Raw genomic sequence first — 13,801 nt, forward strand, 5'->3', positions numbered from 1 at the left:
CGGGCGGCCGCCTCCGGTGATCCCCCGGACACAACGGTGCCGGGCCTCCCCCACACGGGGTGGCCCGGCACCGTCACCTCCGTCGCGGCCGGGACGTCCTCACCGGCGGCGACTCAGCCGTTGTGACCGGCGAGCACCTCTGCGGCGGCCTGGCCGCAGACCCGGGCGGCGCCGTGGGTCGCGATATGGAGGGTCCCCCTGGGCCCCGCCTCGTTCACACCCATCTCCACCACGACCGTCCCGGGGCGGGCGGCGAGCAGGGCGTCCAGGGCGTCGGACATCCAGACATGCCGGTGGAGATCGCGCACGACGGCGACGACCGTACGGTCACCGGCCTCCGTGAGCACCCGCGCGAGCAGTTCGTCCGTCCCCGTGCCCGCGGCACCGGCCCCGCTGTAGGAGCCCGTCTCCGTACCGGGGAGCAGCCGCTCCAGCTCCGCCGCGACACCCCACGGGGTCTCGTCCCCGACGGCGATGTTCGCGACGGGGGTGAAGGCGGCGACATACGGGGCGGCGTCGAGCGGCTTCAGCGTCCCCGTCACCTCCAGCGCGCGCCGGGCCGCCACCAGACCGATCGCGGTGCCGGGCGCGGTCCCCTCCTGTGAATCCGCGCCCGGCTCCGAAGACCCCCCGGCCCCCCTGACCCGGCGCGTCCAGTCGGCGAGACCGCGCACCCGCGCGGCGGCGTCGGCCAGTCGCTCCTCGGGCAGATCACCGTTGCGTACCGCCGCGACCAGGGCGTCGCGCAGCCGCAGTACGGTGCCCTCGTCCGCCAGGCCGCCGCCGACACAGATGGCGTCGGCGCCCGCGGCGATCGCGAGGACGGAGCCGCGCTCGATCCCGTACGTCGAGGCGATGGCCTGCATCTCCATGCCGTCGGTGACGATCAGGCCCTCGAAGCCCAGCTCCTCGCGCAGCAGTCCGGTGAGGATCTGCGGGCTGAGGGTCGCCGGGCGGTTCGGGTCGAGCGCGGGAAGCAGGATATGCGCGCTCATGACGCATTTGGAACCCGCCGCGATCGCCGCCCGGAAAGGCAGCAGCTCACGGGCGTGCACTGTGTCGAGATCCACGTCGATACGGGGCAGCGCGTGGTGCGAGTCGACGGCGGTGTCGCCATGGCCGGGGAAGTGCTTGGTGCAGGCGGCGACCCCGGCGCTCTGGAGTCCCTCGACATACGCGGCGGTGTGCCGGGCCACCAGCGCCGGATCGGCGCCGAAGGACCGTACCCCGATCACCGGGTTGTCCCGGTTGGAGTTGACGTCCGCGGAGGGGGCCCAGTTGAGGTTGACCCCGCACTCGGCAAGCCGCCGGCCCAGCTCCTGGGCGACGGCCCGGGTCAGCCCGGTGTCGTCCACCGCGCCGAGGGCGTGGTTCCCCGGGAAGGAGGAGCCGTGCCTGACCTCCAGCCGGGTGACATCGCCGCCCTCCTCGTCGATCGCGACGAGGACGTCGTCCCGGACGCCCCGGAGCTGCGCGGTGAGCGCGGCGAGCTGGTCCGGCGAGGAGATGTTGCGGCCGAAGAGACCGACGGAGGTGAGGCCCTCGCCGATGCGCCGCAGCAGCCAGTCCGGGGCCGTGGTGCCGAGGAAGCCGGGCTGGAGGACGGCGAGGGCGTCGCGGGTGAGGGTGTCCGTACCGGTTACGAGCGTGGTCATCGGCGGATCAACCCTTCACTGCGCCGGAGGTGAGCCCGGTCGCCATGTACTTCTGGACCAGGAGGAAGAAGGCCACGACCGGGATCGCGATCAGGGTCGAGGCGGCCATCAGGGCTCCGTAGTCGATGCCACGCGAGGTGGTGAAGTTCATCAGCCACACGTTGAGCGTGTACTTGTCGTTGTCCTGGAGGACGACATAGGCGAGCAGGTACTCGTTCCACGCGGTGATCAGGGAGAAGATCGACGCGGCGGCGAGACCGGGGGCGAGCAGCGGGAACGTCACCCGCCAGAAGGCACCCATCCGGCTGCACCCGTCCACCATCGCGGACTCCTCCAGCTCCGGCGGGATGTTGATGACGAAGCCGCGGATCATCCAGGTCGCGAAGGGCAGCGTCGAGACGAGATAGATGACGATGACGCCCCAGTACTCGTTCAGCCCGCCCAGGTCGTTGAGCTGGATGTAGATGGGGATCAGCATCGCGGTGGGCGGCAGGAGCTGGACGGTCAGCAGCACGATCATGAAGAACTTGCGGCCGCGGAACCGGAACCGGCCGATGGCGAAGGCGGCGATGGTGGCGAGCAGCATGCCGCCGAGGACCGCGACCCCGCAGACGATCAGGCTGGACTGGATGGCCGTGCCGAAGTTCGGCTGGTTCACCGCCCGCTGGAAGTTGTCGAACGTGATCGAGGAGGGCCAGAGGGTCTGGTCGTAGCTGCGGATCTCATGGTTGGGCCGCAGCGCGCTGATGATCAGCCAGTAGACCGGGAAGGCCATGAGGACGAAGACGACCAGGCCGACGAGGTTGTAGCCGAGGCGGTTCTTCTTGCGGTCCGGGCGCAGGACCTGCTGGCGGTCCCGGGAGCCGGCCTGGGAGGTGGAGGCGCTCATTCGACCTCTCCGATCTTGAGCAACTGGCGCAGGTAGTACACGGCGACACCGGAGAGCAGCAGGACCGTGATGAGGGAGATGGCCGCGCCCTGGCTGAACGAGTTGGACTCGAAGGCCTTCTCGAACGAGTAGATGCCGAGGACCGTGTACTCCGGCTCGGGCTTGTTGCCGCGGATCAGGAAGATCTGGCCGAAGACATTGAAGTCCCACAGGACGGACAGGGTGGCCACCATCTGGAAGACGGGCTTGATCACCGGCCAGGTGACATAGCGGAAGACTCCCGCCACACCCGCTCCGTCGAGGGACGCCGCCTCCTCCAGTTCCCGGGGGACCTGGGTGAGTGCCGCGTAGAGCGTGACGGCGACGAAGGGGATGGCGCCCCAGACGACGACCGCGCCGATGATGGTGAAGCCCTGAACGGGGTCGAGGAACCAGTTGTGGCCCTGGGCGTCCACTCCGAGGTACTTGGTGAGCACCATGTTCAGCACGCCGTAGTCGGAGTCGGCGAACCAGCGGAAGATGGAGGTCGCCACCAGCAGGGGCATCGACCAGGCGGCGATCAGCGCGGCGGTGAGCAGCAGCCGTACCCAGGTGTCCATGCGCTGCATCACCATGGCGATGCCGAGTCCGACGACCATGGTCGCCACCACACAGACGACCATGAAGATGATGGTCCGCCAGACGACGGCCCAGAACTCACCCTCGCCGAGGATATTGGTGAACTGGTCGAAGCCCACCCAGGGAGCGGCGTCCCCGGTCCACAGTTCACGCCGGCCGACATCCTGGAAGGACATGATGACCGTCTTCACCAGCGGCCAGGCGAAGACGGCGGCGATCGCGACGAACGCGGGTGCTATCAGAAGGTACGGCAGCAGCGCGCCCGCCTTGCGCGGTCTGCGCGGTGCGCGCTGAGGCGGCTGAGGGCCGGGGCCTTCGGGGACCCGCGCTACGGATACCGGCGGATCGGCTGCTTTCATGTCGGCGGCACTCACTGTGCTTGCCTTCCGTTCGGACCTGGTACCGGAGGGCGGGGGGTGGCGGACCCTTTCGGGCCCCCCACCCCCCGCGGGTACTGTCCTTCGGTCTTCGCGGGCTGGTCCACGCGGACCGGCCGGACAGCACCCGGGCGATCAACTGAGTCTCAACAGAGCCGGGATCCCGGGGAGTTCGGACTCGGGGAGTCCGGGATCAGGACTCTTCGTTGATCAACTGGTCGATCTCCGCGTCGGCCGCCTTGGTGGCCTCCGCTACCGACTTGCCCTTGATGATGTCGAGCAGCATGACCTCGAGCGTTTCCTTCTTCTCGATGGCCGTCCAGCCCGGGGCGATCGGGGTGAACCACGCGTCGGGGACGGCGTTGGCGATCGGCGCGGTCTCCGGCTTCGCCTTCAGCGGCTCGAGCTGCTTGGTGTTGTTCGGCAGGATGTTCTTGGAGACGAGGACGTCCTGCGACTTGGCGCTGGTGAAGGCGGCGATCCACTCCTCACCGAGGTCCTGGACCCCGGACTTGGAGATGGTGGCGAGGTCGGAACCGCCGATGAAGGACGGCAGGGTCTTGCCCTCGGGGCCGGGCATACCGGCCGTACCGATCTTGTCCTTCAGCTTCGGGTTGCCGTTGGCGGCCGAGTCGACGACGCTGCCGGCCTCCCAGCCGTTGCCGTAGAGGAGCGCGGTCTTCTCGTTGGCCATGACGTTGGCGTGGTCCGCCTCGTCCTTGGTCTTGTCGCCGTGGTTGTACTTGTTCACCAGGTCGACGAAGTGCTGGATGCCCTTCTGCGCCTCGGGGGAGGAGAGGCTGGACTTCCACTCCTTCGCGCCCTCGTCGTAGGTGGCTATCTTGCCGCCGTACGCCGCGACGTAGGACATCGCCGCGTACCAGTAGCGGCCCGGCAGGTAGAGCGGCGAGAACGCCTTGTCCTTGCCGTACTTGGCGCCGACCTTGCCGAGGGCCGCGGTCAGCTCGTCCTCGGTGGCGGGCAGCACGTCCGAGCCGGTGGCGGCCTTGAACATGTCCTTGTTGTAGATCGCCACACGGGCACCCGCGTAGTAGGGCACGCAGTACTGCTTGCCCTCGAACGAGCAGGTGTCCTTCAGACCCTTGATCCAGGTGTCCGAGTTCTCGTACTTCTTGGGGTCGATCTCACCGAGAGCGCCGTTGAGGATGTACGTCATCGTCTCGGTGTTGCCCAGCTCGACGACATCGGGGAACTTGTCGCCGGCGAGCGCCGCGTCGAGCTTCTTGGCCTTGTCCGCCCACTGCTGGTACTGGACCTTGACCGTGACATTCGGGTACTTGGCCTTGAACTGGTCGTTGACGTCCTTGACCAGTTCCGGCCAGGTGCTCTGCGCGTCCGACATGAGCCAGACGGTCAGCGTCTCCTTACGGTCCTTGGGATCCTTCGACGCCGTGCTGTCGTCCGAGCCACACGCGGCAATACCGACCATCATGCCCGCGACGCCGACCGTCGCGATGAGCTTGCGCTTCACGCCACCCTCCTCAGGGATGCCTGCAACCCCTGCCCACCGCGAAGACCGCGAAGACTTACGACGAGTACTGCTGGGGCTGGGACCTGGTCTTTAATGGTTTAGACCAGTACGGGGAGCTTGGCCTAGACCTTTAGGGGTGTCAAGGGTGTATAAGAAGGGCAGTCGTGTCCGTTATCGGACCGACACCTGAGGGAGGGCGACGACCCGTGGCCGGCCCGTGCCACCATGTGAGCCGCGACAGACGGAGGAGCCGGTGACGGCAGCAGCGCAGGAGTCGGGAAGGCAGGCCATGGCCACGGACGGGGGCGGGAGCACCACAGAGACCGAGACCGGAGCTCCCATCCGCACGGCACGCGTGCCTAAGTATTACCGTCTGAAGCGGCACTTGCTCGATATGACGGAAACTCTTCCGCCCGGTACCCCGGTTCCTCCGGAGCGTACACTCGCGGCCGAGTTCGACACCTCACGGACCACCGTGCGCCAGGCGCTCCAGGAACTGGTCGTCGAGGGCCGGCTCGAACGGATCCAGGGCAAGGGCACCTTCGTCGCCAAGCCCAAGGTCTCCCAGGCACTCCAGCTCACCTCGTACACCGAGGACATGCGGGCCCAGGGGCTGGAACCGACGTCCCAGCTCCTGGACATCGGCTATGTCACCGCCGATGACACGCTGGCCGGGCTGCTCGACATCACCGCGGGCGGGCGCGTCCTGCGCATCGAGCGGCTGCGGCTGGCGAGCGGGGAGCCGATGGCCATCGAGACCACGCATCTCTCGGCGAAGCGCTTTCCCGCCCTGCGCCGCTCGCTCGTCAAGTACACCTCCCTCTACACGGCGTTGGCCGAGGTGTACGACGTCCATCTCGCCGAGGCCGAGGAGACCATCGAGACCTCCCTGGCCACCCCGCGTGAGGCCGGGCTGCTCGGCACGGACGTCGGGCTGCCGATGCTGATGCTCTCGCGGCACTCGCTGGACGCCGCGGGCGAGCCGGTGGAGTGGGTGCGCTCGGTCTACCGGGGCGACCGCTACAAGTTCGTGGCCCGGCTCAAGCGCCCGGCGCGCTGACGCCGAACCGCCGGCCCCGGCGTGCTGACGCCGGCCTGCTCGCTCGGCCCGCCGGCCTCGGGCCGCCGACCCCGGACCGCCGCGGGCGGCGCGGGAGCGAGCGTACGGAAAGATCGGACGTACGGTCAGGAACCGGGCCCCGGGGCCCGGTTCCTTCGCGTTCGCCTCCCAGTCCTTCACATCCGGACCTACCCCCTGCCGACGCCCTTGCACTAGATTTCCTGCGCGTTAATCAATGGCGATCAGTGAGGGGACAGATCCGCTGTGTCAGAAGTTCCGGAAGAGAAACCACCCACGACGCGACCCCCGACGGTCACGCCCGCGCGCGTGGTGATCGCGCTCTGTCTCCTCGCGCCCTTCGTGGCGCTGCTCTGGGTCAGCTCCTACGCGAAGACCGATCCCACCTTCATCGGCATCCCGTTCTTCTACTGGTACCAGATGGCCTGGGTGATGGTCTCGACCGCGCTGACCATGGTCGCCTACCAGCTCTGGCAGCGTGACCAGCGCGCCCGCAGGGCAGGTGCGTCGCGATGAACGACGGCGTGAACGGTGTCGCGCTCACCGTCTTCATCTTCTTCTTCCTGGCCGTCACGGTCATGGGGTTCCTGGCCACGCGCTGGCGCAAGGCCGAGAACGAGAACAGCCTCGACGAATGGGGGCTGGGGGGCCGGTCGTTCGGCACCTGGGTCACCTGGTTCCTGCTCGGCGGCGACCTCTACACGGCGTACACCTTCGTGGCCGTCCCGGCGGCGATCTACGCGGCCGGCGCGGCCGGCTTCTTCGCCGTGCCGTACACCATTCTCGTCTACCCGCTGATCTTCACCTTCCTGCCGCGGCTGTGGTCGGTGTCGCACAAGCACGGGTACGTCACCACCTCGGACTTCGTCCGGGGGCGGTTCGGCTCGAAGGGGCTCTCGCTGGCGGTCGCCCTCACCGGCATCCTCGCCACGATGCCGTACATCGCGCTCCAGCTCGTCGGCATCCAGGCGGTGCTGGATGTGATGGGCCTCGGCGGCGGTGAGAACACCAACTGGTTCATCAAGGACCTTCCGCTGCTCATCGCCTTCGGTGTGCTCGCCGCGTACACCTACTCCTCCGGACTGCGCGCGCCCGCGCTGATCGCCTTCGTCAAGGACACCCTGATCTATCTGGTGATCGCCGTGGCGATCATCTACATCCCGATCAAACTGGGCGGCTTCGACGACATCTTCGCCAAGGCGGGCGAGGCGTTCGCGGAGCCCAACCCGGCGACCGGCCAGCCGCGCGGGGCGCTCGTGCCGGGCGACGCCGGGCAGTGGGGCTATGCCACGCTGGCGCTCGGCTCCGCGCTCGCGCTCTTCATGTATCCGCACTCCATCACGGCGACGCTCTCCAGCAGGAGCCGCGACGTGATCCGCCGCAACACCACGATCCTGCCGCTGTACTCACTGATGCTGGGTCTGCTGGCGCTGCTCGGCTTCATGGCCATCGCCGCCGGGATCAAGGTGGAGAACGGACAGCTCGCGATCCCGCAGCTCTTCGAGACCATGTTCCCCGACTGGTTCGCCGGAGTGGCCTTCGCGGCCATCGGTATCGGCGCGCTGGTGCCGGCCGCGATCATGTCGATCGCCGCCGCCAATCTCTTCACCCGCAATATCTACAAGGACTTCATCAAGCCGGACGCGACACCGGCCCAGGAGACCAAGGTCTCGAAGATCGTCTCGCTGCTGGTGAAGGTCGGCGCGCTGGTCTTCGTCCTCTCCATGGACAAGACGGTGGCGATCAACTTCCAGCTCCTGGGCGGGATCTGGATCCTCCAGACGATGCCGGCCCTGGTCGGCGGTCTGTTCACCCGCTGGTTCCACCGCTGGGCGCTGCTCGTCGGCTGGGGCGTCGGCATGCTGTACGGCACGGCCGCGGCGTACGGTGTCGCGAGCCCCACCCAGAAGCACTTCGGCGGCTCCTCGGCGGAGATCCCGGGGATCGGGGAGATCGGCTACATCGGCCTCACCGCGTTCGTGCTGAACGTGGTGGTGACGGTGGTGCTGACCTTCGTCATGCGGGCGCTCAAGGCCCCCGAGGGCATCGACGAGACCTCGCCGTCCGACTACACGGCGGACGCGGGCGACCCGGGCGTCCGGACCGAGCTTCCCGCGGCCACCTCGGGCGAGCCCGTGCGCTGAACCTCCCGTACGGCCGTGAACGGGCCGCCGCGACCCCGCATGAGGGGGCCGCGGCGGCCCGTTCCCCGTTGCCCCCGCGCCCGTGACGGACCCGTTCCGCGTTGCCCCCGCGCCCATGGCGGACCCGTTCCGCGTTGTCCCCGGGCCCGTGGCGGATGAGTCCGGCACCCCGGGGCAGACCGCACACGACACAACATCTGGGGGGTGGCACGGGGCCCGCACCCCAGATGTATGCTCGACCTCGCTGTCGACGCAGGGGAATCCGGTGGGAATCCGGAACTGTCCCGCAACGGTGTGCTGTGGTGTGCTTTGTCATGCCCGCGAGTCCGAACACCTGCCGACGGTGCGTCCGGTTCGACCGATCCGGGCGCCGAGACGTCCGGGCCTCGCGGTTGGGCCGGTGGACGCCGCACTCCGCGCTGCCCCGGGAGGGGCCGTACGGCTGTGCGCGCCGCCCTGCCCCTCGCGACGGTCCGGAGCCGAGCGAGGGAGAGCACCACGTGACCATCGCGCCAGCCGATCCGGCCTCCGCGGACCTGAAGCAGGCCCCGGCAGCGGCGGTGGACGGCCCCGGGACCGCGCTGCTGCGGACCCTGACGGAGCTGACCGCCGATCTGCCCGACACCGACCCCGGCAGGGTCGCCGCCGCCGCGCTGCGGGGCCGTAACGCCGCGTCGGACGAGGCCGAACTGCGCGGGCTCGCCACCGAGGCGGCGGCCGGGCTGATCGCTGAGGACCCCGCCTACTCCCGGCTCGCCGCCCGGCTGCTCACCCGCGCCATCGCCGACGAGGCCGCGGGCCAGGGCGCGGTGTCGTTCTCCGCGTCGGTCGCGACCGGCCACCGCGAGGGCCTGATCGCCGACCGTACGGCCGCCTTCGTCACCCGGCACGCCGCGCGCCTCGACCAACTGGTCGACCCGGCCGCCGACGACCGCTTCGGCTACTTCGGACTGCGTACGCTCCACAGCCGCTATCTGCTCCGTCACCCGCTGACCCGTCAGGTGACCGAGACCCCGCAGCACTTCCTGCTGCGCGTGGCGTCCGGCCTCGCCGAGGACGAGAGCGTGCGCGCGCTGGAGGAGGTCGCCGCGCTGTACCGGCTGATGAGCCGGCTGGACTATCTGCCGTCCTCGCCGACGCTCTTCAACTCCGGTACGCGCCACCCCCAGATGTCCTCCTGCTATCTGCTTGACTCCCCGCTCGACGAGCTGGACTCCATCTACGACCGGTACCACCAGGTGGCCAGGCTCTCCAAGCACGCGGGCGGCATCGGCCTCTCGTACTCCCGCATCCGCTCGCGCGGTTCACTGATCCGCGGCACCAACGGGCACTCCAACGGCATCGTCCCCTTCCTGCGCACCCTCGACTCCTCGGTCGCCGCCGTCAACCAGGGCGGCCGGCGCAAGGGCGCCGCCTGTGTCTATCTGGAGACCTGGCACGCGGACCTGGAGGAGTTCCTGGAGCTGCGGGACAACACCGGCGAGGACGCGCGGCGCACCCACAACCTGAATCTCGCGCACTGGATCCCCGACGAGTTCATGCGCCGCGTCGAGTCCGACGGCGGGTGGTCGCTCTTCTCCCCCGTCGACGTGCCGGAGCTGGTCGATCTGTGGGGTGACGAGTTCGACGCGGCGTACCGCGCGGCGGAGGCGGCGGGCCTGGCCCGCAGAACCCTCCCGGCCCGGGAGCTGTACAGCAGGATGATGCGCACCCTCGCGCAGACCGGCAACGGCTGGATGACCTTCAAGGACGCCTCGAACCGTACGGCCAACCAGACCGCCGAGCCCGGCAGCGTCGTCCACTCCTCCAATCTCTGCACGGAGATCCTGGAGGTCACCGACGACGGCGAGACGGCCGTCTGCAACCTCGGCTCGGTCAACCTCGGCGCGTTCGTGCTGGAGTCGGGCGAGATCGACTGGGAGCGGCTCGACGAGACCGTCCGTACGGCCGTGACCTTCCTCGACCGGGTCGTGGACATCAACTTCTACCCGACCGAGCAGGCCGGGAACTCCAACGCGAAGTGGCGCCCGGTGGGCCTGGGCGCGATGGGTCTCCAGGACGTCTTCTTCAAGAAGCGGCTGCCCTTCGACTCCCCCGAGGCCGCCGCGCTCTCCACCCGGATCGCCGAGCGGATCATGCTCGCCGCGTACGAGGCGTCCTGCGACCTGGCCGAGCGCGACGGCCCCCTGCCCGCCTGGTCCCGGACCCGCGCGGCCCGGGGGGTACTGCACCCGGACCACTACGACGTGGACCTGACCTGGCCGGAGCGCTGGGCGGCACTGCGCGCCCGGGTCGCCTCGACCGGGATGCGCAACTCACTGCTCCTGGCGATCGCCCCGACGGCGACCATCGCCTCGATCGCCGGTGTGTACGAGTGCATCGAGCCGCAGGTCTCCAACCTCTTCAAGCGCGAGACGCTCTCGGGCGAGTTCCTCCAGGTCAACTCGTATCTGGTGGCGGACCTGAAGCGGCTGGGCGTCTGGGACGCGCACTCGCGCGAGGCGCTGCGCGAGTCCAACGGCTCGGTGGCGGGCTTCACCTGGATCCCGGCGGAGCTGCGCGATCTGTACCGCACGGCGTGGGAGATCCCGCAGCGCGGACTGATCGACATGGCGGCGGCCCGTACGCCGTTCCTGGACCAGAGCCAGTCGCTGAACCTGTTCCTGGAGACGCCGACCATCGGGAAGCTCAGCTCGATGTACGCGTACGCCTGGAAGAAGGGCCTCAAAACCACGTACTACCTGCGCTCGCGCCCGGCGACACGGATCGCGCGGGCGGCGGGGGCGGCCCGCGCGGTCGTACCCGCTCAGGCGACCGCGCCGACGGCCGCCACGGCCACTTCGGCGGCCACCGCGGCCATGGCCCCCACGGCGGAGGAAGCCGTGGCCTGCTCCCTGGAGAACCCCGAGTCCTGCGAGGCATGCCAGTAATGACCACTCACACCACCGGCCGTACCGACGACCGGACCAGTGCGACGACGAAGAACCTGCTGGACCCGGGCTTCGAGCTGACGCTGCGCCCGATGCGCTACCCGGACTTCTACGAGCGCTACCGGGACGCGATCAAGAACACCTGGACGGTGGAGGAGGTCGATCTGCACTCCGACGTCGCCGACCTCGCCAAGCTCTCCCCCGCCGAACAGCACATGATCGGCCGGCTGGTCGCGTTCTTCGCGACGGGCGACTCGATCGTGGCGAACAACCTGGTGCTGACGCTCTACCGGCACATCAACTCCCCCGAGGCGCGGCTGTATCTCTCCCGCCAGCTCTTCGAGGAGGCCGTGCACGTCCAGTTCTATCTGACGCTGCTCGACACCTATCTCCCCGACCCGGAGGACCGCACGGCGGCCTTCGCGGCGGTGGAGAACATCCCGTCGATCCGCGAGAAGGCGCAGTTCTGCTTCCGGTGGATGGACTCGGTCGAGACGATCGACCGGCTGGAGTCACGCTCGGACCGCCGGCGCTTCCTGCTCAACCTGATCTGCTTCGCGGCCTGTATCGAGGGGCTGTTCTTCTACGGGGCATTCGCCTATGTCTACTGGTTCCGCTCCCGGGGCCTGCTGCACGGTCTGGCCACCGGCACCAACTGGGTGTTCCGGGACGAGACGATGCATATGAACTTCGCCTTCGAGGTCGTGGACACGGTACGCAAGGAGGAGCCCGAGCTGTTCGACGAGGACCTGGAACGGCAGGTCACGGACATGCTGAAGGAGGCCGTCGAGGCGGAGCTCCAGTTCGGCCGCGACCTGTGCGGCGAGGGCCTGCCGGGTATGAACACCGAGTCCATGCGCGAGTACCTCCGGTGCGTCGCCGACCAGCGCCTCCAGCGCCTGGGCTTCGCCCCGGTGTACGGGGCGGAGAACCCCTTCTCCTTCATGGAGCTCCAGGGCGTCCAGGAGCTGACGAACTTCTTCGAACGCCGCCCGTCGGCGTACCAGGTCGCGGTGGAGGGCACGGTCGGCTTCGACGACGACTTCTGACCACGATGAGGTCCGGCCGGGCATGCGACGCGAAGAACGTCCAGGGCCCCCTCCTCCGAGTCCCCGGCGGGCGAGGGGCCGCCTTCGTCCCGTACGCGGCCGGCCGGGCCTGACGGGGCAGCCCCACAAAGGCGTCTGACTCCCGTACCGCACAATCGGTGCATGGACTTCACGATCAGGGAGGCCGAGCCCGGGGAGTACGCGCGGCTCGGGGAGATCACCGCGCAGGCGTATCTGGGTGACGGCCTGCTGGACTTCGGTGCGGACGACCCGTATCTGACCACACTGCGCGATGTGGCCCGCCGGGCGGCCGAGGCGGTGGTGCTGGCCGCCGTGGACCCCGACGGGACGGTGCTGGGCGGGGTCACCTACGTCCCGGCCGGCGGTCCGTGGGCGGATATCGCGCGGGAGGGCGAGACCGAGTTCCGCATGCTCGCCGTCGACCCCGCGGCCCGGGGCAGGGGCGTCGGCGAGGCGCTCGTACGCGCCTGTGTGACACGCGCCCAGCACACCGAGGGCTGCGTACGGCTCGTCCTGTCGACCCAGTCGGTCATGCTCCAGGCCCATCGGATCTACGAGCGCCTGGGCTTCGTCCGAACTCCCGAACGGGACTGGGAACCGTACCCGGGGCTGCCCCTGCTCACCTACACACTGCACCTCGAAGACGCCCCCCTCACAAACACCTGACCCCACCGGCCCGGCCCCGGCCCGGCGGCGATCCCTCGGATCTGCAAGCATCTGCAAGCCTGTTGAGAGCAGCCTCCCAGATCTCCTACCGTCAGTGGCCTTCCGCCCATGCGAAGTGAGGTCGCCATGGCATTACGGTTCATCGGGATCGACCCCAACACCGGGGGCAACGGTTCGCCGACCGCCTGGGTCGACCCGGACACCGCCGACCTGGTCATCCAGGGCTGGCGGGCCGACGAGGGAACCGAGCGGGAATGCGCCGAGTTCGAGATCCCCGGTCATGCGACGGGGATTCCGACGCACGAGACGGTGATCCGGATTCCGGCTCGCATGGTGCCAGTACTGAGGGAGGCATGTGATGTCGCAGAGCGTGGAGAGCTTCGCTGAAATCATGGCGGGAGTACAACGCTCCGCTCTCCACCTGGAGTTGCGGGACTCGTACGGCGTGGACAACGAGGCGGACAACTTCGCGGCGTTCCGACGCGGAGAGTGGAGCGAGCGGCGCGAGCGCGCCGACCGGCGATCCTGGCTCGACCTCGTGAACAAGGCCACCTCCCGGGGCGTCGCCATCCGCCGCGCCCGGGTCGTGTCGGTGAAGGCGTCCGAGTACATCCGCTACGAGCACGCGGGCACGCAGATGAACATCGACGCCGGAGAACGCGTGCGCTGGCTGCCAAGAGACCAAGCCTCGGACCTCGCTCTCCCCGGCAATGACTTCTGGGTCTTTGACGAGCGGCTGGTCCAGTTCAATATCTTCGACGGTCCGGGACAGTGGATCCGTACGGACTTCACCGAAGACCCGAATGTGGTCACGTTCTGTGTCTCCTCATTCGAGTCGGTGTGGGAACGCGGTCTTGCCCACGCCGAATTCACGGTCTGACC

The 13,801-nt window shown here is 68.9% G+C and carries 12 protein-coding genes and 1 riboswitch; of the genes, 8 read left to right on the forward strand and 4 right to left on the reverse strand.

From position 1 onward, the window contains the following. Positions 1-113: 113 nt before the first annotated feature. The 4 genes from ACFYYH_RS04005 to ACFYYH_RS04020 all read right to left on the reverse strand — a co-directional run bounded on the left by ACFYYH_RS04005 (position 114) and on the right by ACFYYH_RS04020 (position 5,031). Positions 114-1,655 (reverse strand): glycoside hydrolase family 3 protein, encoded by a 1,542-nt coding sequence (locus ACFYYH_RS04005; protein WP_388545569.1) that lies wholly within the window; start codon positions 1,653-1,655, stop codon positions 114-116. Positions 1,656-1,662: 7 nt separating this feature from the next. Then, complete coding sequence (locus tag ACFYYH_RS04010) at positions 1,663-2,544, reverse strand: carbohydrate ABC transporter permease (RefSeq protein ID WP_388545572.1); 882 nt, start codon at positions 2,542-2,544, stop codon at positions 1,663-1,665. Beyond that, positions 2,541-3,536, reverse strand: a complete 996-nt coding sequence (locus ACFYYH_RS04015) for a carbohydrate ABC transporter permease (protein ID WP_388545574.1) — start codon at positions 3,534-3,536, stop codon at positions 2,541-2,543. The genes ACFYYH_RS04010 and ACFYYH_RS04015 overlap by 4 nt, the downstream gene beginning before the upstream one ends. Positions 3,537-3,732: 196 nt before the next feature. Further along, complete coding sequence (locus tag ACFYYH_RS04020) at positions 3,733-5,031, reverse strand: sugar ABC transporter substrate-binding protein (RefSeq protein ID WP_388545576.1); 1,299 nt, start codon at positions 5,029-5,031, stop codon at positions 3,733-3,735. A gap of 289 nt (positions 5,032-5,320) precedes the next feature. On the opposite strand from ACFYYH_RS04020, the gene ACFYYH_RS04025 reads away from it, so the two are divergent. The 8 genes from ACFYYH_RS04025 (at position 5,321) to ACFYYH_RS04060 (ending at position 13,799) form a co-directional block, all read left to right on the forward strand. Next, positions 5,321-6,091, forward strand: a complete 771-nt coding sequence (locus tag ACFYYH_RS04025; RefSeq protein ID WP_388546318.1) for a GntR family transcriptional regulator — start codon at positions 5,321-5,323, stop codon at positions 6,089-6,091. Positions 6,092-6,355: 264 nt separating this feature from the next. Further along, the gene (locus tag ACFYYH_RS04030; protein ID WP_388545578.1) at positions 6,356-6,625 is read left to right on the forward strand and encodes a DUF3311 domain-containing protein; all 270 of its coding nucleotides are present in this window, start codon (positions 6,356-6,358) and stop codon (positions 6,623-6,625) included. Further along, entirely contained in the window at positions 6,622-8,253 is a 1,632-nt protein-coding gene (gene mctP, locus ACFYYH_RS04035) for a monocarboxylate uptake permease MctP (RefSeq protein WP_388545580.1), read from the forward strand. The genes ACFYYH_RS04030 and mctP overlap by 4 nt, the downstream gene beginning before the upstream one ends. A 214-nt stretch (positions 8,254-8,467) precedes the next feature. Continuing rightward, positions 8,468-8,610: riboswitch (cobalamin riboswitch) on the forward strand. A gap of 143 nt (positions 8,611-8,753) precedes the next feature. Further along, positions 8,754-11,183, forward strand: a complete 2,430-nt coding sequence (locus tag ACFYYH_RS04040) for a ribonucleoside-diphosphate reductase subunit alpha (protein ID WP_388545583.1) — start codon at positions 8,754-8,756, stop codon at positions 11,181-11,183. Further along, positions 11,183-12,232, forward strand: a complete 1,050-nt coding sequence (locus ACFYYH_RS04045) for a ribonucleotide-diphosphate reductase subunit beta (protein WP_388545586.1) — start codon at positions 11,183-11,185, stop codon at positions 12,230-12,232. Before ACFYYH_RS04040 ends, ACFYYH_RS04045 begins: the two co-directional genes overlap by 1 nt. 162 nt (positions 12,233-12,394) lie before the next feature. Beyond that, positions 12,395-12,919: a GNAT family N-acetyltransferase gene (locus ACFYYH_RS04050; RefSeq protein WP_388545589.1), complete on the forward strand. Its 525-nt coding sequence runs from the start codon at positions 12,395-12,397 to the stop codon at positions 12,917-12,919. Between the two features lie 126 nt (positions 12,920-13,045). Beyond that, complete coding sequence (locus ACFYYH_RS04055; RefSeq protein WP_388545592.1) at positions 13,046-13,306, forward strand: hypothetical protein; 261 nt, start codon at positions 13,046-13,048, stop codon at positions 13,304-13,306. Beyond that, the gene (locus ACFYYH_RS04060; RefSeq protein ID WP_388545594.1) at positions 13,278-13,799 is read left to right on the forward strand and encodes a DUF6879 family protein; all 522 of its coding nucleotides are present in this window, start codon (positions 13,278-13,280) and stop codon (positions 13,797-13,799) included. The genes ACFYYH_RS04055 and ACFYYH_RS04060 overlap by 29 nt, the downstream gene beginning before the upstream one ends. Positions 13,800-13,801: the final 2 nt, after the last annotated feature.

Origin of the sequence: Streptomyces sp. NPDC002018, from assembly GCF_042890865.1 — a bacterium.
Classification (GTDB): domain Bacteria; phylum Actinomycetota; class Actinomycetes; order Streptomycetales; family Streptomycetaceae; genus Streptomyces.

Bases quoted from the DNA above. Each gene is read 5' to 3' on its own strand.
- ACFYYH_RS04045 (WP_388545586.1), top strand. From the start codon at position 11,183: ATGACCACTCACACCACCGGCCGTACCGACGACCGGACCAGTGCGACG.
- ACFYYH_RS04025 (WP_388546318.1), top strand. From the start codon at position 5,321: ATGGCCACGGACGGGGGCGGGAGCACCACAGAGACCGAGACCGGAGCT.
- ACFYYH_RS04055 (WP_388545592.1), top strand. From the start codon at position 13,046: ATGGCATTACGGTTCATCGGGATCGACCCCAACACCGGGGGCAACGGT.
- mctP (WP_388545580.1), top strand. From the start codon at position 6,622: ATGAACGACGGCGTGAACGGTGTCGCGCTCACCGTCTTCATCTTCTTC.
- ACFYYH_RS04050 (WP_388545589.1), top strand. From the start codon at position 12,395: ATGGACTTCACGATCAGGGAGGCCGAGCCCGGGGAGTACGCGCGGCTC.
- ACFYYH_RS04060 (WP_388545594.1), top strand. From the start codon at position 13,278: ATGTCGCAGAGCGTGGAGAGCTTCGCTGAAATCATGGCGGGAGTACAA.
- ACFYYH_RS04005 (WP_388545569.1), bottom strand. From the start codon at position 1,655: ATGACCACGCTCGTAACCGGTACGGACACCCTCACCCGCGACGCCCTC.
- ACFYYH_RS04010 (WP_388545572.1), bottom strand. From the start codon at position 2,544: ATGAGCGCCTCCACCTCCCAGGCCGGCTCCCGGGACCGCCAGCAGGTC.